Here is a 19,641-nt window from a genome sequence, read left to right on the forward strand (position 1 = left end):
ATTTGGGTGCTTTCCTTCCCAACCCAGGAATAGCCTGATGTTGGAACAATCGATTCCGCACAATGGGGCCCCTCAAGTCCGACGAACGGCACTCTATGTGGTGCTCGATCAAGTGCCCGCAGGCAAGGTGGTCAGCTACGGCCAGTTGGCGGAAATGGCCGGTCTGGGGCGAGCGGCGCGCTGGGTCGGGCGTACCTTGGGCCAGTTGCCGAGCGACACGCGTCTGCCCTGGCACCGCGTGCTGGGCGCCGGCGGACGACTGAGCCTGGCACCGGGCACCCCCTCTGGCGACGAGCAGCGCGCCAGGCTGCGCGCAGAGGGCGTGAATGTCGCCAACAATCGCGTGGATATGTCGCGCCATGGCTGGCGCCCGATGGAGCACAGCGGTTAGAGTGCGCGCTTTGTTTTCGCAAATTTGAGGCAGATGTTGGCCCATGCCCCGTAAAACCTGGCGCGCTGCGCTCGCTGCCTATGCCAGCCCGTCAACGCTGGTGCTGTTGTTGCTCGGCTTTGCCGCTGGCCTGCCCTACATGCTGGTGTTTTCCACGCTCTCGGTGTGGCTGCGCGAAGCGGGAGTCGCCCGCGAAACCATCGGCTACGCCAGCCTGATCGGTCTGGCCTATGCCTTCAAGTGGGTCTGGTCACCGCTGCTGGACCAATGGCGTCTGCCGGTACTGGGCGGCATGGGCCGACGTCGCTCCTGGTTGTTGCTGTCACAAGTGCTGGTGGTGGTGGGGTTGATGGGCATGGGCCTGTGCGACCCGCAGAAGCACCTGTCTTGGCTGATTGCCCTGGCGGTGCTGGTGGCGTTCGCCTCGGCCACCCAGGACATCGCCGTCGATGCCTACCGCCTGGAAATCGCCGACGACCAGCGCCAGGCCGCCTTGGCGGCCAGCTACATGGCCGGCTATCGGGTCGCTGCACTGCTGGCCACCGCAGGCGCGCTGTTCTTCGCCGAGTGGTTCGGCTCCACCGGTTTCAGTTATCTGCACAAAGCCTGGACCGGCACCTATGTCCTGTTCGGCGTGCTCATGCTGCCCGCGCTGTTCACCACCTTGGTGATGCGCGAACCGGCGGTGCCGCTGCGCACCCAACTGTCGGCCGCGCGCTATGGCCTGATGCACCAGTTGGCCTCGGTGTTCGTGCTGATCATCCTGTTGGTGTCGGTACCGGCAAGCTTCACCCAGATGTTCAACACCGACTGGGCCAGCGTGGTGTTCGGCAATGCGACGATGCTCGACCTGCTGCGCGAAGACCGTGCCTTCCTGCGCCTGATCCTCTACGCGCTGCTGACCTGGGCCTGTCTGTCGTCCATGGGCCGGCGTGGCCTGGCGCCGGTGCTGACGCCGGTCAACGACTTCATCGTCCGCTACCGCTGGCAGGCCCTGCTGTTGCTGGGGCTGATCGCTACCTATCGAATGTCGGACACGGTGATGGGCGTGATGGCCAACGTGTTCTACATCGACATGGGCTTCACCAAGGATCAGATCGCCAGCGTGAGCAAGATCTTCGGCCTGATCATGACCTTGGTGGGTGCTGGCGTCGGCGGGCTGCTGATCGTGCGCTTCGGCATCTTGCCGATCCTGTTCATCGGCGGCATCGCCTCGGCGGCCACCAACATCCTGTTCGTGATGTTGGCCGACATGGGACCGAACCTGGAGATGCTGGTGGTGACCATCTCGCTGGACAACTTCAGCTCAGGGATGGCCACCTCGGCCTTCGTCGCCTACCTGTCGAGCCTGACCAACCTGAAGTTCTCTGCCACCCAATACGCGCTGCTGAGCTCGATCATGCTGCTGCTGCCACGCCTGATCGGCGGCTACTCGGGCGTGATGGTGGAGAAGTTCGGTTACCACAACTTCTTCATCATCACCGCCCTGTTGGGCGTGCCGACGCTGATCCTGATTGCCCTGCACTGGCATCAGGAGATCAAACGCGGCAAGCAGGTCGAGGCGCAAACCCAGACGAGCGAGCAGCCCTGATCGATCGCCGCGCCGGCCCCGGCAGGCGCGGCGCCGCGCAGCAGCGATCGATTCACGCGCGCCTCAACCCGCGACGACCCCTTCCCCGCCCCGCCCGCCAACGATGAACCACAGCGGCCAGATCGCCAGTGCACCGGCGATCCCCGCCGCCAGCGCGAAGTGCAGCAAGCTGGCGCCGGCGCCGATCATCGCCAGCAACGCGCCGCCGAGCCCCAGCAGGGCGATGGTGATCATGCCCAGCATGGCCGAGACCAGCCCCTTGCTCTGCTCGCTGGCAAACAGCGTCATGCGGTACAGCACCGCGTTGGCCACACCCAGGCCTAATGCGTACAGCGACATGCCGGCCACTACGCTGATCACCGTCGGTCGTAGCCAGGTCGCCAGCACCAGCAACCCCAGACCCGCCAGGTAAGGCCACAGCGCACCGCGCACCAATGCGGGTAGCGGGTAACGGTCGGCAATCCGGTTGATGATCAGATTGCCCAGGATCAACCCGCCGAACACTGGCAATTGCCACAGGGCGTAATCCAGAGTGCTCAGCCCTTCGTCATGGATCAGCAGCACCGGCGACAAGCCGATCCAGCCAATCAGTGGCAGCCCCACCAGACCCAATGCCGCGCTGCCAGCAACGAACTGACGGTTCTTCAGCAGTTGCCCGTAGCCGGCCAGCAGCGGCAGCAGATGGATCGGCGTGAACGCCAGGCGCGAGCCATCGCGACGTTCCACGCCCAAGGTTTCGGGCATCAGCCGGTACAACAATCCCCAGCACAGCAAGGCACCGACGGCGAAGGCCACGAACAGCCAGCGCCAGTCCAGCCATTGCAGCAGCAAGGTGCCGACCAGCGGTCCGAGCAACGGCGATAGCAGGGCGATGTTGGCCAGCAGCGCCATCATCCGCACCGCGTCCGCCTCGCTGAAGGCTTCGTTCAGCGCCGGATAGCTCACCGTCACCACGAAGCCCAGGCCGATGCCCTGCAGCAGGCGCAGCAGGTTGAACAGACCAATGTCCTGGACCCAGAAGGTCGCCAGGCAGGCAATGCCGAAGAAAATGCAGCCACCCAGCAGCAGCGGGCGACGGCCATAGCGGTCGGCCAAGGGTCCGATCAGCCATTGCAGCAGCACGCCGCCGAGCAGGTAGAGGTTCAGCGCATGGGGAATGAACTCGGGACTGGCCTGCAGGTGGTCGACCACCACCGGCATGGCCGGCATCACGGCGTCGCTGGCCAGGTAGGTGAGCAACTCGAACAGCGCCAGGGTGAGGCCGAAGAGCAGCGCGCGCAGAGGGGTGATGTACAGCAGTGGTTTCATGGTCGGGTATCGCGGCAAGGCAAAGGGAGGGCCAGGGTATATGCCATAAACGGCGGGCCAGTGTTGTGAGCAAGTGTAAAGGTGCTATTCGCTGACCGTGCTGAGACGGCAAAAGGCCGCACTTGCTGGGGAAAACTCCCTGCAAGCGCGGCCCTTTGCCGCTGCGAAGTCGGCTATGCGCCGGCCTTGGAGACGCGCTTATTGCGCAGCCGCCTCCTGCACCACGCGAACCACCCGCTGCGGGAACGGGATGTCGATGCCTTCGGCCTTGAGTCGGTCACGGGCCTGCTCGTTGAGCATGAACATCATGTCCCAGTAGTCGGAGGTCTTGGTCCACAGGCGCAACGACACGGTGATCGAACTGTCGCCCAGGTTCGACACCACCGCCACCGGCGCAGGATCGGCCAGTACGCGCGGATCCTTGGCCAGTTCCAGCAACACATTGCGCGCTTTCTGCAGGTCGGCTTCGTAATCGACGCCGACATCGAACACCACCTTGCGCGTCGGCTGGCGGTTGGTGTTGGTGATGATGCCGTTGGACAGACTGCCGTTGGGCAGGATCACCGTCTTGTTGTCACCGGTGCGCAGCACGGTATGGAAGATCTGGATGCTGTCGACGGTGCCGCTGACGCCCTGGGCTTCGATCCAGTCGCCGATGCGGAACGGTCTGAACAGCAGGATCAGCACGCCGCCGGCGAAGTTCGCCAGGCTGCCCTGCAGCGCCAGACCGATGGCCAGTACCGCACCCCCCATGGCAGCGACGAACGAGGTGGTTTCGATGCCGATCATCGAGGCCACGCTGATCGCCAGCATCACTTTCAAGGCGATATTGGCCAGGGTGCGAATGAAACCCTGCAAGGCCGGATCGGCGACGCGCAAGCCCACCAGCCGTCCCAGGCGGTCACTGATCTTGCTGGTGACCCACCAGCCGATGGCGAGTGTGAGCAGCGCCAGCAACAGGCGGCTGCCGTAGGCCATGATCAAGGGAATCCAAGTCTGGGACTGGCGAACCAGTTGGTCGACTTCGGCGTTCAAATCCATGTTCTTCTCCTGAATGCCTGACGGCAGGTCTTGAATGAAGCAGGCCGCCGTGCGTCCAGCGGCCCGGAACCGATGGACCGCTCATGCCGCCATCGGGTTCCTGGGAAAAGCCTGATCAATCGCGGAAGTTGTTGTACTGCAACGGCATCTCGAATTCCTTGGTGCGCAGCAGGGCAATGGCTTCCTGCAGGTCGTCACGCTTCTTGCCGGTGATGCGCACCTGCTCGCCCTGGATGGCGGCCTGGACCTTGAGCTTGGCATCCTTGATGGTGGCGACGATCTTTTTCGCCAGGTCCTTGTCGATGCCCTCGCGGAACTTGGCTTCCTGCTTCTTCTCCTTACCGGAGGCGTAGGGGTCTTGGGTTTCCAGGCACTTCACGTCGATCTTGCGCTTGACCAGTGCCAAGCGGAGGATCTCCAGCATGGCCTCGAGCTGGAACTCCTCCTCAGCAGTCAGCAGTATGGTCTGATCTTTGTCCTTGAACTCGAAGGTGCCCTTGCCCTTGAGGTCGTAGCGGCGGTCCAGATCCTTGATAGCGTTGTCGACCGCGTTCTTCACTTCGTGCTTGTCCAGTTCCGATACCACGTCGAACGACGGCATGGGTGTTCTCCATAAAAAAGCGCGCTCGATGCGAAGATGGAGCGCGTCGGGTTTGACGGTTAAAATGCCCGCTCATTATAACGGGTTGCGAAACGCAGATGAGCAGCACCTGGCACATTCTCGGCGCCGGCAGCCTCGGTAGCCTCTGGGCCTGCCGCCTGGCGCGGGCGGGCAAAGCCGTTCAGTTGCTGCTGCGCGACCACCAGCGCCTGGCCGCCTACCGGGCCGCCGGTGGGCTGACGCTGGTCGAAGCGCAGCAGACCACCTCGTTTGCCATTCCCGCGCAGCGTTGCGACGACAGCGGCCCGATCCATCGTGTGCTGGTGGCCTGCAAAGCCTATGACGCCGCGGCTGCCGTCGCCCGCATCGCCCCACGGCTGGCGAGCGACGCGCAGTTGATCCTGTTGCAGAACGGCCTGGGCAGCCAGGACGAGGTGGCTGCGCTGGTCCCCCAGGCGCGTTGCATTTTCGCTTCCAGCACCGAAGGCGCGTACCGTGAGCAGGACTGGCAGGTGCGCTTCGCCGGCCAAGGCTTCAACTGGCTGGGCGACCCGCTGAATCCAGCCCAACCGGACTGGTTCGGCGACCTGCAAGACGCCGGCATCCCCGCCGAGTGGACCGTGGACATCCTCACTCGCCTGTGGCGCAAGCTGGCCCTGAACTGCGCGATCAACCCGCTGACAGTGCTGCACGACTGCGCCAACGGCGGCCTGCTCGGGCACCTGGACGCAATCGACAGCCTGTGCCGGGAGCTCGGCGAGTTGCTCGAACAGGCCGGCCAACCCCAGGCCGCGCAGGATCTGGCCGAGGATGTGCAGCGGGTGATCCTGGCCACCGCTGCCAACTATTCTTCCATGTACCAGGACGTGCAGGCCGGACGCCGCACCGAGGTGCACTACCTGCTCGGGTACGTCTGCCGTGTCGCCAAGCGCCATGCCGTGGCGACACCTGCCCTGGAACGCCTGCACCAGCGGCTGGTCGATAAGCTGCAGGCGCGCAACCTGCCCTGCGACTGACGTCGCCCACCCTTCCACACGGACCTTGCCATGACCTTGCGCCAACGCCTGGAAAACCTCCCGGTCGGGCAGAAACTGCTGGCCGCGCTGCTGGTGCTTTTGGTGACCATTCTGCTGGTAGCCAACCTGGCCTTCATCAGCGCCGCCTACTGGATCACCCAGGACAGCATGGGCCCGCAAGCCCTGCAGACCATTGGCCGCCTGGTGGCCAATCCACAGCTTTCGGCGCAGGCCAGCGAATCCGCGGAGGACGCCCACGCCCTGCTCAAGGAATTGGACAGCTACACGCCACTGCGCGCCGCGGCCGTCTACGGCAGCGATGGCAAGCTGCTCGCCCAGCTCCAGCATGGCCAAGCGTTGAGCATGCCCAAGCGCTACCGCAACATCGACGGCTGGCGCCTGACCGAATTTCGCAATACCCAGTTGATCGCCCTGCCGCGCCCCGGCAACCCGCCCGCGCACTTGCTGCTGGTGGCCAGCAGCGAGCTGCCGATGGCCTTCTACACCGGCACCTTGTCGGCGAGCCTGGCGATCCTGGTGTTCAGCGTGCTGCTGTGGGTGGTCATCGCCCGGCAGATCAAACGCCTGATCACCCAGCCGATCAACCGTCTGGAAGAGTTGTCGCGCCAGGTCACCCGCGAAGAGAGCTACGCCCTGCGCGCCCAGCGCGGCAACGACGACGAGATCGGCAGCCTGGCCGCGGCCTTCAATACCATGCTGTCGCGCATCGAGGCGCGCGAAGACCAGCTCAAGCGTGCCCGCGACGAGTTCCAGTCGGCCTATGACCAAGCCCAGGGCCTGGCTGAGGAAACCCGCCACACCAACCGCAAGCTGGAGCTGGAAGTGCAGGTGCGCAGCAAGATCGAGAAGAAGCTCACCGGCTTTCAGAACTACCTCAACAGCATCATCGACTCCATGCCTTCGGCGCTTATCGCCCTCGACGAACAGCTCTACGTCACCCAGTGGAACCAGGAGGCCACGGCGCTCTCCGGCACGCCCCTGCACCAGGCGCTGAACCAGCCGATCTTCATCGCCTTCGAGCCACTCAAGCCGTTCCTGCCGCAACTCAAGGACACCGTGCAGAAGCACCGGGTGGCCAAGATCGACCGGGTCACCTGGCCCAAGGACGACGAGCCGCGCCACTACGCCCTGACCTTCTATCCCCTGACCGGCGGCGGCGGACGCGGCGTAGTGATCCGAATCGACGACATCACCCAGCGCCTGTCGTTGGAGGAAATGATGGTGCAATCGGAAAAGATGCTCTCGGTGGGCGGTCTGGCGGCGGGCATGGCGCACGAGATCAACAACCCGCTTGGCGCGATCCTGCACAACGTGCAGAACATCCGCCGGCGATTGTCGCCGGAGTTGCCGCGCAATCAGCAGCAGGCCGAGGAGTTGGGCATCGAACTGGCTACCGTCAACCGCTACCTGGACAGCCGCGAGGTGCCGCAACTGCTCGAAGGTATTCGTCAGGCAGGCGCGCGCGCAGCGAAGATCGTCACCCACATGCTCAGTTTCAGCCGCCGCAGCGATCGACAACTGGCGCCCTGCGACCTGCCCGCCCTGATCGACCAAGCGCTGGAAATTGCCGGCAACGACTTCGACCTGACCGGCGGCTTCGACTTCAAGGGCCAGGCCATCGTCCGCCAGTTCGATCCCGAGTTGGGGCCAGTACCGTGCACAGCGAACGAACTGGAGCAGGTGCTGCTCAACCTGCTGAAGAACGCCGCGCAGGCCATTCACCAGCGCCCGGCGCCCAGCGAGCCGGGGCGCATCGTGTTGCGCACACGGCTCAATCCCCCGTGGGCCGAGATCCAGGTGGAAGACAACGGCGTGGGCATGCCCGAGTCGGTGCGCAAGCGCACTTTCGAGCCGTTCTTCACCACCAAGGAGATCGGCCAGGGTACGGGCCTGGGACTGTCGGTGTCGTACTTCATCATCACCAACAACCACAAGGGGCAGATGGAGGTGCACTCCACCCCGGGCCAGGGCACCTGTTTCACCCTCCGCCTGCCCCTCAGTCAAGCGGGCGCGCACCGCTCGCAGCAGACGGAGGCATGACATGGGCTATCGCCTGTCGAAGATCTACACCCGCACCGGTGACCAGGGCGAAACGGGCCTGGGCGATGGCCGCCGCGTGCCCAAGGACCACCCGCGCATCGAGGCCATCGGCGAGGTGGACATGCTCAACAGCCAGTTGGGCCTGCTGCTGGCGGGACTGGCCGAACACGGATTGGTCGAACTGAGCGAGGTGCTCGAACCTTGCCAGCACCGGCTGTTCGACCTCGGTGGCGAACTGGCGATGCCCAGTTACCAGGCGCTGAACCAAGCGGAGGTGGGCCGACTTGAAGCGGCCATCGACCGTTGGAACGACGAACTGGGACCGTTGAAGAACTTCATCCTGCCCAGCGGCTCGGCCTTGGTGGCCCAGGCCCACGTGTGCCGGGCGCAGGCCCGTAGCGCCGAGCGGCGGTGTCAGCAGCTCAACGCCCTGGAGCCGTTGGAAGGGGTGGGGTTGGCGTACATCAATCGGCTGTCCGATCTGCTGTTCGTGGCGGCAAGGATTATCGGAAGACGCCAGGGTGTTGCTGAGGTGCTGTGGCAGGCGGCGGAGAAACCGCAGGGCTAGACGGGCGGCGGCAGCACGCGGGCCGCATCGCGGCCCTGCCCTGCTGCACCAGAGCCAAACGCGTCAGACCTCAGGCCAGAACGCCCGAATGCCTGCAACGCCCTGCCCACCCACCTGCCAGGCACGCGCTCGGTCCTCAGGACCGACGCCACCCAACAGAAACACCGGATGCTCGAACCCAGCGATCAACCGCTGCGCTTCGCCCCAACCGATTGGCGTCGCGTCGGGGTGCGTTTGCGTCGGCTGCACGGGCGACAGGGTGACGAAGTCCACCCCCATCTGCCGCGCCAGCTCCAGCTCCTCGGCGCCATGGCACGAGGCCGCCAGCCAACGGTCGGTGGGAAACGGACGACCTTTGGCGGCGTACTTGCGCAACTGCGCCGCAGTCAGGTGCCAACCAGCGGAAGGAAAGTCGCCCAGCCACTCCAACGGCCCCTTGAGCATCAACTGCGCCTTGCCCGCGCACAGTCCTACCGCATCTACCGCCACATCGCGGTACTGCGGGTCGTACATGTCCGGGGCACGCAGTTGAATCAAGCGGATGCCATCAGCCACCGCCTTCTGGATACCGCGCAGCAGTTGCGGTGTTTCCAGGCCGTCCGGGGTGATCAGATAGCGGTCGGGCAACCGCGCTGCAGCGACGATCGGTGTGTTGGCCTCGGGGAAGCTGTACTGCGGCAACTCGCGCGGCGACACCCAGGCCAGCGGCTGGCCCTCGGCACCGTGGGGCTGGCCGCTGAACGCGGTGACCTCACGCACATCCAGCAGCACTTGCTTGTCCGGATAATCGTGACTGACCTGGATCAGCGGACGCGAAGCGCCGACTTCGATGCCCAGTTCCTCGCGCAGCTCACGGGCCAGCGCCGTCTCGACGTCTTCACCCGATTCGACCTTGCCACCGGGAAACTCCCACAAGCCGCCCTGATGCTGGGAGTCGGCACGCCGGGCGATCAGGATGCGGCCATCCTCGCCGCGAATCACGGCTGCCGCGACATGCACCCGCTTCATCCGACACGCTCCGCCAGACCGGCTTGCTGCCAGGCCTGGAAGGCGGGCCAGTTGTAGATCGTCTCGATGTAGGCCGCAGCCTCCGCCGGCACAGCCACGCGATAGGTGCGCAAACGCACGGCCACCGGGGCGAAGAAGGCATCGGCCAGGCTCGCACGACCGAACAGGAAGGGACCGCTGTCCTTGGCCACCAGGCGGCACTCGGACCACAGCGCGACCATGCGGTCGATGTCGGTCTGCACGTCGAGCGGCACACTGTCCAACGCCTGATTGCGCGACAGGTCGAACGGCATGGCACCGCGCAAGGCGAAGAAGCCACTGTGCATCTGCGCACAGGCCGAGCGGGCCTGAGCGCGCGCGGCCACGTCCGCCGGCCACAACTGCGCCTGGGGATGCTGTTCGTTGAGGTACTCGGCGATGGCCAGGGAGTCGGCGATGGTGCCGTGTTCGGTCTTGAGTACGGGTACTTTACCCGTGGCCGAGTAGGCCAGAAGACGCGTGGAGGTATCGGCCTGGTTAAGTTTGACGAGCGTTTCCTCATAAGGCACGCCGGCCAGTTCCAGAGCCAGCGCACCGCGCAGGGACCAGGAGGAATACAGCTTGTCGCCGATGATCAGGTGATAGTTCATGGGGTCGGCTCCATCGATCGGAAGAGGTGGGGCCGCCCTGCGGCCCCGGGTGTATCAGGTACGGTACTCGGCGTTGATCTTCACGTACTCGTGGGACAGGTCAGTGGTCCAGATCGTCTCGCTGCACTGGCCCCGGCCCAGCTCGATACGGATGGTGATCTCTTCCTGAGCCATCACCGCCGAGCCCTGCTCCTCGGTGTAGCTCGGGCTGCGCCCCCCCTGGCTGGCGATGCACACGTCCCCCAGGTAGACATCGATCAAGCTCACGTCCAACTGCGGTACCCCCGCACGGCCGACGGCCGCGAGAATGCGCCCCCAGTTCGGATCGGAGGCGAACAGCGCGGTCTTGATCAGCGGCGAGTGGGCCACGGCATAACCGACGTCCAGGCACTCCTGGTGATTACCGCCGCCGTTGACCTGCACGGTGACGAACTTGGTCGCCCCTTCGCCGTCGCGCACGATGGCCTGCGCCACCTCCATGCACACCTCGAATACCGCCTGCTTCAGCGCCTCGAACAGCGCGCCGCTGGCCTGCGTGACCTCCGGCAGGTCGGCCTGACCAGTGGCGATCAGCATGCAGCAGTCGTTGGTCGAGGTATCACCATCGATGGTGATGCGGTTGAACGACTTGTTGGCGCCGTCGAGCATCAGGTCCTTGAGTACGGCCGGGGCGACCTTGGCGTCGGTGGCGATGTAGCCGAGCATGGTGGCCATGTTCGGGCGGATCATGCCCGCGCCTTTGCTGATCCCGGTGACGGTGACGGTCACGCCGTCATGCTGGAACTGGCGGCTGGCCCCCTTGGGCAAGGTGTCGGTGGTCATGATGCCGGTGGCGGCTTCAGCCCAGTTGTTTTCCGACAGATCGTCCAGCGCCGCCTGCAAGGCGCCCTCGATCTTCTCGACCGGCAGCGGCTCGCCGATCACACCGGTCGAGAATGGCAGCACCGCTTCGGCAGGCACGCCCGCCAGCTCAGCGAGCTTGGCGCAGGTGCGCTCGGCAGCGGCCAGCCCCAGCGCGCCGGTACCGGCGTTGGCGTTGCCGGTGTTGGTCAGCAGGTAGCGCACAGGACCGTGGACACGTTGCTTGGAGAGGATCACCGGCGCCGCGCAGAAGGCGTTGAGGGTGAACACGCCGGCCACGCTGGAGCCTTCGGCGCAGCGCATGACCACCACATCCTTGCGTCCGGGGCGCTTGATGCCCGCCGAGGCGATGCCGAGTTCGAAACCGGGAACCGGGTGCAGGGTAGGCAGGGGACCGAGACCGACAGCCATTGGAACGCTCCTTGGAAATGAATGGATTGCGAAAAGCAGGGCCGCTTTGCGCCCCATCGCGGCACAAGGCCGCTCCTACAGTGAGTTGAAATACCTGTAGAAGCGGCCTTGTGCCGCGATGGGGCGCGAAAGCGGCCCCGGATGTTACGTCACCGCGAGAGGATCAGATCACTCGATCTGGCCGTGGCAATGCTTGAACTTCTTGCCCGAGCCACACCAGCACGGCTCGTTGCGACCCAGCTTCTGCTCGTTGCGAACCGGCATGGCAGCCACGGCAACCTCAGCGCCCTCTTCGCTCAACGGCTCGCTTTCCAGGCCTGGCGCAGGCGCATGCTGGAACTGCATGCGGCTGGCCAGTTCTTCGGCTTCACGGCGCAGGCGGGCCTCTTCCTCGACTGGATCTTCGCGGCGCACCTGAACGTGGGACAGCACACGGATGGTGTCGCGCTTGATCGACTCCAGCAACTCCTGGAACAGAGTGAACGACTCGCGCTTGTACTCCTGCTTCGGGTTCTTCTGGGCGTAGCCGCGCAGGTGGATACCGTGACGCAGGTGGTCCATGGTCGACAGGTGGTCTTTCCACAGGTCATCCACCACGCGCAGCAGGATCTGCTTCTCGAAGGTGCGCAGGGCGTCGATCCCGGCCTGGTCTTCCTTCTCGGTGTAGGCGGTGGTGATTTCGTTCAGCAGCTTCTCGCGCAGGGTTTCCTCGTAGAGGTGATCGTCCTCGTCGAGCCACTGCTGGATCGGCAGCTTCATGGCGAAGTCACTGGACAGCGACGCTTCCAGACCGGCGACATCCCATTGCTCAGGCAGCGATTGCGGCGGAATGTGCTGGCTGATGGTAGCGTCCAGCACTTCCTTGCGGAATTCGCCGATGGTGTCGCCGATATTCTCGGCGGCCAGCAGGCTGTTACGCATGTGGTAGATGACCTTGCGCTGCTCGTTGGCCACGTCGTCGTATTCGAGCAGTTGCTTGCGGATGTCGAAGTTACGGCCTTCGACCTTGCGCTGCGCCTTCTCGATGGCGTTGGTGACCATGCGATGCTCGATGGCTTCGCCGGACTGCATGCCCAGGGCCTTCATGAAGTTCTTCACCCGATCGGAGGCAAAGATACGCATCAGGCTGTCTTCCAGCGACAGGTAGAAACGGCTGGAACCGGCGTCGCCCTGACGACCAGCACGGCCGCGCAACTGGTTGTCGATGCGGCGCGACTCGTGGCGCTCGGAAGCGATCACGTGCAGGCCACCGGCTTCCAGCACCTGCTGGTGACGCTTCTGCCAGTCGGTCTTGATGTGGGCGATCTGCTCTTCGGTGGGGTTGTCCAGGGCGGCGACTTCGGCCTCCCAGTTACCGCCCAGCAGAATGTCGGTACCGCGACCGGCCATGTTGGTGGCGATGGTCAGCGCACCCGGCGCACCGGCCTGGGCGATGATCTCGGCTTCCTTCTCGTGGTACTTGGCGTTCAGAACCTTGTGCTCGATGCCTTCCTTGTGCAGCAGGTTGGACATGTGCTCGGAGGTCTCGATGGTCGCAGTACCGACCAGTACGGGACGGCCCTTGGCCATGCTCTCCTTGATGTCGGTGATGATCGCCGCGTATTTCTCCTCGGCGGTCAGGTACACCAGGTCGTTGAAGTCCTTGCGCGCCAACGGCTTGTTCGGCGGGATGACCATCACGTTGAGGCTGTAGATCTGGGCGAACTCGAACGCTTCGGTGTCGGCGGTACCGGTCATGCCGGACAGCTTGGTGTACAGACGGAAGTAGTTCTGGAAGGTGGTCGAAGCCAGGGTCTGGCTCTCGGCCTGGATGTTCAGGTTTTCCTTCGCCTCGATGGCCTGGTGCAGGCCTTCGGACAGGCGGCGACCCGGCATGGTCCGGCCGGTGTGTTCGTCGATCAGCAGGATCTGACCGTCCTGGACGATGTACTCGACGTTGCGGTGGAACAGCTTGTGGGCACGCAGACCGGCGTAGACGTGGGTCAGCAGGCCCAGGTTGTGCGCCGAGTACAGGCTCTCGCCCTCGGCCAGCAGGCCGACCTGGGTGAGCATTTCCTCGATGAACTGGTGACCGGCTTCGTTGAGCTCGACCTGGCGGCTCTTCTCGTCGATGGTGAAGTGACCTTCCTGGGTCACCTGGCCTTCGACCTCCTCGATGTGCTGCTTCAGGCGCGGGATCAGGCGGTTGATCTCGGTGTACAGCTTGGAGCTGTCTTCGGCCTGGCCGGAAATGATCAGCGGGGTACGCGCTTCGTCGATGAGGATCGAGTCCACTTCGTCGATGACCGCGAAGTTCAGCTCACGCTGGAACTTCTCGTCCTGGCTGAAGGCCATGTTGTCGCGCAGGTAGTCGAAGCCGAATTCGTTGTTGGTGCCGTAGGTGATGTCGGCCGCGTAGGCGGCGCGCTTTTCTTCCGGCGGCTGGAAGGCCGAGACGATGCCGATGGTCAGGCCGAGGAACTCGTACAGCGGACGCATCCAGTTGGCGTCGCGACGGGCGAGGTAGTCGTTGACCGTGACCACGTGCACGCCTTTGCCGGACAGCGCGTTGAGGTACACCGCCAGGGTGCCGACGAGGGTCTTGCCCTCACCGGTACGCATCTCGGCGATCATGCCCTCGTGCAGGGTCATGCCGCCGATCAACTGGACGTCGAAGTGGCGCATGCCCATGACGCGCTTACCGGCCTCACGGGCCACGGCGAAGGCTTCGGGCAGCAGTTGGTCGAGGGTTTCGCCTTTGGCCAGGCGCTCTTTGAACTCTGCGGTCTTGCCGCGCAGTTGTTCGTCGGAGAGGGCCACCATCTTCTCTTCGAAGGCATTGACGGCACTCACCGTCTTGAGCATGCGCTTGATCTCACGCTCGTTCTTGCTTCCAAAAAGTTTTTTCAACAAAGGCGCAAACATATCGGCTGGTTCTTCCACACTTAGGGATGGAGGGCGGCCCCGAGAGTCGCCCGTGCAGCCCTTGGGCCGCATGCGAACGAGCATTCTACCCGGAAACGATGGTGAGGAAAGTGGTGGATTTCCACGATGCTGGCACAGCGCTTTTAGCGGGGCTTACCTAACATAGGGATATTTTTTCCAAGTTCAAGGCGCCAGATCATGAAAGCTGCGATTGCCGACCCTGCCCCCGCGCATCGGTGCGCTGAGGCACGCCGCACAACGGCGGCGATGCCATCTGTTAGACTGCCGATCTTGTAACCTCGTGCGTACCCCGATGGCCTATAAACCGCCTTCTGCCCAGCCCCCCGCCGCCCTGCTGCGCCAGGCCAGGCCACTGCGTCTGCTGCTCAACCAGGCCGAGCGCCTGGAGCATCTGCAGCGCCTGGTGGAAAGCCAACTGCAGCCGGCCGCCCGCGAGCATTGCCATGTCGCCTCGTGGCGCGATGGTTGCCTGCTGCTGGTGGTCACCGACGGGCACTGGGCGACCCGCCTGCGCTATCAACACAAACGGCTGCTGACGGCCCTGCGCGGCATGGACGCCTTCGGCAACCTGCAGCGCATTCGCTTCCAGGTACAGCCGCCGGTCGCGGCGCCGAAACGACCGATACACGCCAGTGAGTTATCGCCCCAGGCCGCGCAGAGCCTGCGCGAAACCGCCGAAGCCATCGAAGACCCGAAACTGCGCGCAGCGCTCGAGCGTCTGGCCGCCCATGCGCCAGACAACAGCTGATCGCAGAATGAAAAAAGGCCACCCGAAGGTGGCCTCAATGAACTAGAGAGTGTTCGAACTTACACGGCCGCAACAGGGCGCATGTAGGAGATCGGTGCCGTGCTGGCATCTTCGAAGGTGACCACTTCCCAGGCATCGGTTTCGGCGATCAGCTTGCGCAACAGTTGGTTGTTCAGCGCGTGTCCGGACTTGTAGCCCTTGAACTCGCCGATCAGGCTGTTGCCCAGCAGGTAGAGATCGCCGATGGCGTCGAGGATCTTGTGCTTGACGAATTCGTCTTCGTAACGAAGGCCGTCCTCGTTGAGCACACCGGTCTCGTCGACCACGATGGCGTTCTCGACGCTGCCACCGAGCGCCAAATTATGCTGGCGCAGGTACTCGATGTCGCGCATGAAGCCGAAGGTGCGTGCGCGGCTGACTTCCTTGACGAAAGACGTGCTGGAGAAGTCGACGCTGGCGCTCTGGGTCCGGTTGCGCAGGACCGGATGGTCGAAGTCGATCTCGAAGCTCACCTTGAACCCGTCGAAGGGCATGAAGGTGGCGCGCTTGTCGCCCTCCTCCACGGTCACTTCGCGCAGGATGCGGATGAACTTCTTGGCGGCGTCCTGTTCTTCCAGGCCGGCGGATTGAATCAGGAATACGAAGGGTCCGGCGCTGCCATCCATGATCGGCACTTCCGAGGCGGAGAGCTCGACGTAGGCGTTATCGATGCCCAGGCCCGCCATGGCGGAGAGCAGGTGCTCGACCGTATCGACCTTGATGTCACCGTTGACCAGCGTCGTCGACATGGTGGTCTCGCCGACGTTGGCCGCACGTGCCGGGATCTCGACCACAGGGTCAAGGTCGGCACGGCGGAAGACGATGCCGCTATCCACCGGTGCCGGCTTCAGAGTCAGGTAGACCTTCTCTCCGGAGTGCAGGCCGACACCTGTGGCACGAATGGTATTCTTCAGGGTGCGTTGTTTGATCATGGCATTGGCCGCTTTAGCGCTAATTGCGAATTGGTATCAACAAAGGCTGGGAATGATAGCAGACCCGGCCTTTGCTGAACACCAATCACCCTCATAGCCCTGATAAATTCCATCAATCGGCCTGGCGACGCAGGAAGGCCGGGATGTCCAGGTAATCCAGATCGTCCTGTGGGTTGAGTTTGGCCGCAGCGGCAGCACCGGCGTGAGCCTGGTTGCGCATCACGGTCGGACGCTCCAGCTCACGGTAATTGACCGATGGCTGTTCTGGACGCACGGGTGCCGGATTGGAGGCTTCGTACACCTGTTGCGCGGTCTGCAGGGTGTTGTCCACCACTTTGACCGGCTTCTCGATACGCGCACCCAGGCCAGTAGCGACCACGGTGACGTGCAGCTCGTCGCGCATGTCCGGATCGATCACGGTACCGACCTTGACCATTGCGTGGTCGGAGGCGAAGGCTTCGATGATGCTACCCACATCGGAGTACTCACCCAGCGACAGGTCAGGACCTGCGGTGATGTTCACCAGGATGCCGCGGGCGCCCTGCAGGTTGACGTCTTCGAGCAGCGGGTTGCGGATCGCCGCTTCGGTGGCCTCGCGGGCACGGTTCGGACCGCTGGCGCAGCCGGTACCCATCATGGCCATACCCATTTCGCCCATCACGGTGCGCACGTCGGCAAAGTCGACGTTGATCATGCCGGGACGCTTGATGATGTCGGAAATACCGCGCACGGCACCGGCGAGCACATCGTCCGCCTTGGCGAACGCCGACAGCAAGCTGGCGTCCTTGCCCAGGATGGTCAGCAGCTTCTCGTTGGGAATGGTGATCAACGAGTCGACGCTTTCAGCCAGCATGCGAATGCCTTCGTCGGCGATCTGCATGCGCTTGCGGCCTTCGAACGGGAACGGACGGGTCACCACTGCGACGGTGAGAATGCCCATTTCCTTCGCCACTTCGGCGATGATCGGCGCTGCACCGGTACCGGTACCGCCGCCCATGCCGGTGGTGATGAACACCATGTTGGTGCCCTGCAGGACTTCGGCAATGCGCTCACGGTCTTCCAGCGCGGCCTGACGACCGACTTCCGGATTGGCACCTGCGCCCAGGCCCTTGGTAACGCCGGTACCCAGTTGCAGGATGGTGCGTGCACCGATGCTCTTGAGCGCCTGTGCATCGGTGTTGGCGCAGATGAACTCCACGCCCTCGATGTTGCTTTTGACCATGTGGTTGACGGCGTTGCCACCACCACCACCGACGCCGATCACTTTGATGACCGGGCTTTGCGGGACGTTGTCTACGAGCTCGAACATTTTCCCTCTCCTTACAGTTCTCTAGTTTTTTAGCGCCTACCACTACTGCTTTGAAACTTAGAAATTGCCTTGGACCCAGCGCTTGAAGCGCTCAAGCACCGGGGCCTTCGGTTCATCGCCATAGCTGTTGCTGCTGCTGTTGCCGGTCAGGGGCAGGTCCTCGGTCTGCTTGTGCAGGCCGTAGGTGAGCAGTCCCACGCCGGTTGAATAGATCGGGTTGCGCACCACATCGCTCAGCCCCCGAACGCTGTGCGGCACGCCAAGGCGTACCGGCATGTGGAAAATTTCTTCGGCCAGCTCCACCGCGCCTTCCATCTTCGCGGTACCGCCGGTGAGGACGATGCCGGCCGGCACCAGGTCTTCGTAGCCACTGCGGCGCAGCTCGGCCTGAATCAGGGTGAACAGCTCGTCGTAACGCGGCTCGACCACCTCGGCCAGGGCCTGGCGCGACAGTTCGCGCGGCGGACGATCGCCGACGCTCGGCACCTTGATGGTTTCGCCGGCACCCGCCAGCTTGGCCAGGGCACAGGCGTAGCGGATCTTGATTTCCTCGGCGTACTGCGTCGGTGTGCGCAGGGCCATGGCGATGTCGTTGGTGACTTGGTCGCCTGCAATCGGAATCACGGCGGTGTGACGAATCGCGCCTTCGGTGAAGATGGCGATGTCGGTGGTGCCGCCGCCGATGTCCACCAGGCACACGCCCAGTTCCTTCTCGTCGTCGGTCAGCACCGAGTAGGCCGAGGCCAGTTGCTCGAGGATGATGTCGTCGATTTCCAGGCCACAGCGGCGCACGCACTTCTCGATGTTCTGCGCTGCGTTGACCGCGCAGGTGACCACGTGGACCTTGGCCTCCAGGCGTACGCCGGACATGCCCAGGGGCTCACGCACGCCTTCCTGGTTATCGATCACGTAGTCTTGCGGCAAGGTGTGCAGCACGCGCTGGTCGGCAGGAATGGCCACGGCCTGGGCGGCGTCGAGTACGCGCTCCAGGTCGGCGACGCTGACCTCGCGGTCGCGGATGGCGACGATACCGTGGGAGTTCAGGCTGCGGATGTGATTGCCGGCCACGCCGACGAACGCCGAGTGGATGCGGCAGCCCGCCATCAACTGCGCCTCTTCCACCGCGCGCTGGATCGACTGCACGGTCGATTCGATGTTCACCACCACACCTTTCTTCAGGCCGCGGGACGGATGAGTACCGATCCCGACGATCTCCAGGGTGCCGTCCGCCGCCACTTCGCCCACCAGGGCGACGACCTTGGAGGTGCCGATGTCCAGCCCGACGATCATTTTGCCGCTATGCGCGTTTGCCATGGTCCTGCCTCTCTCTAATTCTTCGCAACGGCGGGTTGGGCCGTCGTCGGTGCAATCGGTTCCCGCCAGCCAACGGCTAATCCGTTGGCGTACCGCAGATCGACGCGGGCGATGTTGGCGATCTGCTCTTTGAGTGTCTTGTCGTAAATGGCAATGAACCGGCGCATCTTCTCCACCAGATGATCGCGTCCCAGCAGCAGCTCGATGCCTGGACCGGTGCTACCCGCACCCGTGGTCAGGAACCAGCTGCCTCGCTCGCGCAGCTCCAGGCGAGCGATGGAGAACCCGAGGGGACGCAGCATCTGGCTCAGTACCTGATACTGCTGCATGACTTGTTGCTGAGCGCGCTGCGGGCCGAACAACTGCGGCAGGTGCTCATAGTTGGCCAGCTCGCGCGGGGTGAAGGCCTGGCCCTGGTTGTTGAGCAAGGCCTCGTCGCCCCAGCGCGCGACAGGCAGTTGTTCCTCGAGGCGAATCACCACCTCGTTGGGCCAGACCCGACGCACTTCGGCGTGGGCGATCCACGGCATCTGCTCGAGCTCGGTGCGCATCGCCGGCAGGTCGACGCTGAAGAAGCTCGCCGCCACGTAGGGCGCAATACGCTGCTGTACCGCCTGCTGGCTGATGTAGCTGAGGTCGCCCTGCACGGCGATCTTGGTGATCGGCCGGTCGGCATAGGGCATCAGCCTGATCGCCCCCTCATAGGCGCCGAAACCGGCCGCCACCAGCAGCACCGGCCACAGCAGGCGCTTGAGGCCTCCGAAGTTCGGCCGAGGCAGGCGCGCCGATACGGGCTCGTCGGCCACCAGTCGGCTGGCACCGCGCGGCACCGGCTTGCTACGGCCGGTCACGGGTTGCTGCTGACGTATCATTGCGCCTTGCATGGTG

17 protein-coding genes are annotated in these 19,641 nt (G+C 64.0%); 6 read left to right on the top strand and 11 right to left on the bottom strand.

Annotated elements, in window-relative coordinates:
* Positions 1-37: 37 nt before the first annotated feature.
* Entirely contained in the window at positions 38-391 is a 354-nt protein-coding gene (locus NJ69_RS13505) for an MGMT family protein (RefSeq protein ID WP_039579805.1), read from the top strand.
* A 43-nt stretch (positions 392-434) separates the two neighbouring features.
* On the top strand, positions 435-1,982 hold the full coding sequence (locus tag NJ69_RS13510; protein WP_039579807.1) for an AmpG family muropeptide MFS transporter: 1,548 nt from the start codon (positions 435-437) through the stop codon (positions 1,980-1,982).
* Positions 1,983-2,045: 63 nt separating this feature from the next.
* Here NJ69_RS13510 and NJ69_RS13515 read toward each other — a convergent pair whose 3' ends face one another.
* The 3 genes from NJ69_RS13515 to NJ69_RS13525 form a co-directional block, all read right to left on the bottom strand.
* Positions 2,046-3,290 (bottom strand): MFS transporter, encoded by a 1,245-nt coding sequence (locus tag NJ69_RS13515; protein WP_039579810.1) that lies wholly within the window; start codon positions 3,288-3,290, stop codon positions 2,046-2,048.
* A 198-nt stretch (positions 3,291-3,488) separates the two neighbouring features.
* Positions 3,489-4,331, bottom strand: a complete 843-nt coding sequence (locus tag NJ69_RS13520; protein WP_039579813.1) for a mechanosensitive ion channel family protein — start codon at positions 4,329-4,331, stop codon at positions 3,489-3,491.
* A 115-nt stretch (positions 4,332-4,446) separates the two neighbouring features.
* Positions 4,447-4,932, bottom strand: a complete 486-nt coding sequence (locus NJ69_RS13525; protein ID WP_039579816.1) for a YajQ family cyclic di-GMP-binding protein — start codon at positions 4,930-4,932, stop codon at positions 4,447-4,449.
* Between the two features lie 98 nt (positions 4,933-5,030).
* On the opposite strand from NJ69_RS13525, the gene NJ69_RS13530 reads away from it, so the two are divergent.
* Genes NJ69_RS13530 through NJ69_RS13540 form a run of 3 tightly spaced genes read left to right on the top strand, consistent with a single transcriptional unit; the run spans position 5,031 to position 8,577 of the window.
* Entirely contained in the window at positions 5,031-5,948 is a 918-nt protein-coding gene (locus tag NJ69_RS13530) for a putative 2-dehydropantoate 2-reductase (protein WP_039579820.1), read from the top strand.
* A 30-nt stretch (positions 5,949-5,978) separates the two neighbouring features.
* Positions 5,979-8,009 carry a HAMP domain-containing sensor histidine kinase gene (locus NJ69_RS13535; RefSeq protein WP_039579822.1) on the top strand — a complete coding sequence of 677 codons (2,031 nt, stop codon included), beginning with the start codon at positions 5,979-5,981 and terminating at the stop codon, positions 8,007-8,009.
* 1 nt (position 8,010) lies between these two features.
* Entirely contained in the window at positions 8,011-8,577 is a 567-nt protein-coding gene (locus NJ69_RS13540) for a cob(I)yrinic acid a,c-diamide adenosyltransferase (protein ID WP_039579825.1), read from the top strand.
* 63 nt (positions 8,578-8,640) lie between these two features.
* Here the strand turns inward: NJ69_RS13540 and NJ69_RS13545 are convergent, their stop codons facing one another.
* The 4 genes from NJ69_RS13545 to secA all read right to left on the bottom strand — a co-directional run bounded on the left by NJ69_RS13545 (position 8,641) and on the right by secA (position 14,390).
* The gene (locus NJ69_RS13545) at positions 8,641-9,585 is read right to left on the bottom strand and encodes a Nudix family hydrolase (RefSeq protein ID WP_039579828.1); all 945 of its coding nucleotides are present in this window, start codon (positions 9,583-9,585) and stop codon (positions 8,641-8,643) included.
* Positions 9,582-10,214, bottom strand: a complete 633-nt coding sequence (locus tag NJ69_RS13550; RefSeq protein WP_039579831.1) for a glutathione S-transferase family protein — start codon at positions 10,212-10,214, stop codon at positions 9,582-9,584. Before NJ69_RS13550 ends, NJ69_RS13545 begins: the two co-directional genes overlap by 4 nt.
* Before the next feature lie 54 nt (positions 10,215-10,268).
* A complete protein-coding gene (gene argJ, locus NJ69_RS13555) occupies positions 10,269-11,486 on the bottom strand; it encodes a bifunctional glutamate N-acetyltransferase/amino-acid acetyltransferase ArgJ (RefSeq protein WP_039579833.1) in 1,218 nt (405 codons plus the stop codon).
* A 168-nt stretch (positions 11,487-11,654) separates the two neighbouring features.
* Entirely contained in the window at positions 11,655-14,390 is a 2,736-nt protein-coding gene (gene secA, locus NJ69_RS13560) for a preprotein translocase subunit SecA (protein WP_039579835.1), read from the bottom strand.
* A 313-nt stretch (positions 14,391-14,703) separates the two neighbouring features.
* Between secA and NJ69_RS13565 the strand changes: the two genes are divergently transcribed.
* Positions 14,704-15,159 (top strand): DUF721 domain-containing protein, encoded by a 456-nt coding sequence (locus tag NJ69_RS13565; protein WP_039579837.1) that lies wholly within the window; start codon positions 14,704-14,706, stop codon positions 15,157-15,159.
* A 59-nt stretch (positions 15,160-15,218) separates the two neighbouring features.
* Here the strand turns inward: NJ69_RS13565 and lpxC are convergent, their stop codons facing one another.
* The 4 genes from lpxC to NJ69_RS13585 all read right to left on the bottom strand — a co-directional run bounded on the left by lpxC (position 15,219) and on the right by NJ69_RS13585 (position 19,637).
* Positions 15,219-16,130 (bottom strand): UDP-3-O-acyl-N-acetylglucosamine deacetylase, encoded by a 912-nt coding sequence (gene lpxC, locus NJ69_RS13570; protein WP_029612152.1) that lies wholly within the window; start codon positions 16,128-16,130, stop codon positions 15,219-15,221.
* A gap of 112 nt (positions 16,131-16,242) precedes the next feature.
* Positions 16,243-17,439 (bottom strand): cell division protein FtsZ, encoded by a 1,197-nt coding sequence (ftsZ, locus tag NJ69_RS13575; RefSeq protein ID WP_029612151.1) that lies wholly within the window; start codon positions 17,437-17,439, stop codon positions 16,243-16,245.
* Positions 17,440-17,496: 57 nt separating this feature from the next.
* Positions 17,497-18,753 carry a cell division protein FtsA gene (ftsA, locus tag NJ69_RS13580; RefSeq protein ID WP_039579839.1) on the bottom strand — a complete coding sequence of 419 codons (1,257 nt, stop codon included), beginning with the start codon at positions 18,751-18,753 and terminating at the stop codon, positions 17,497-17,499.
* Positions 18,754-18,767: 14 nt separating this feature from the next.
* Entirely contained in the window at positions 18,768-19,637 is an 870-nt protein-coding gene (locus NJ69_RS13585) for a cell division protein FtsQ/DivIB (protein WP_039579840.1), read from the bottom strand.
* Between the last annotated feature and the right edge of the window lie 4 nt (positions 19,638-19,641).

This window comes from Pseudomonas parafulva (assembly GCF_000800255.1).
Lineage (GTDB): Bacteria > Pseudomonadota > Gammaproteobacteria > Pseudomonadales > Pseudomonadaceae > Aquipseudomonas > Aquipseudomonas boreofloridensis.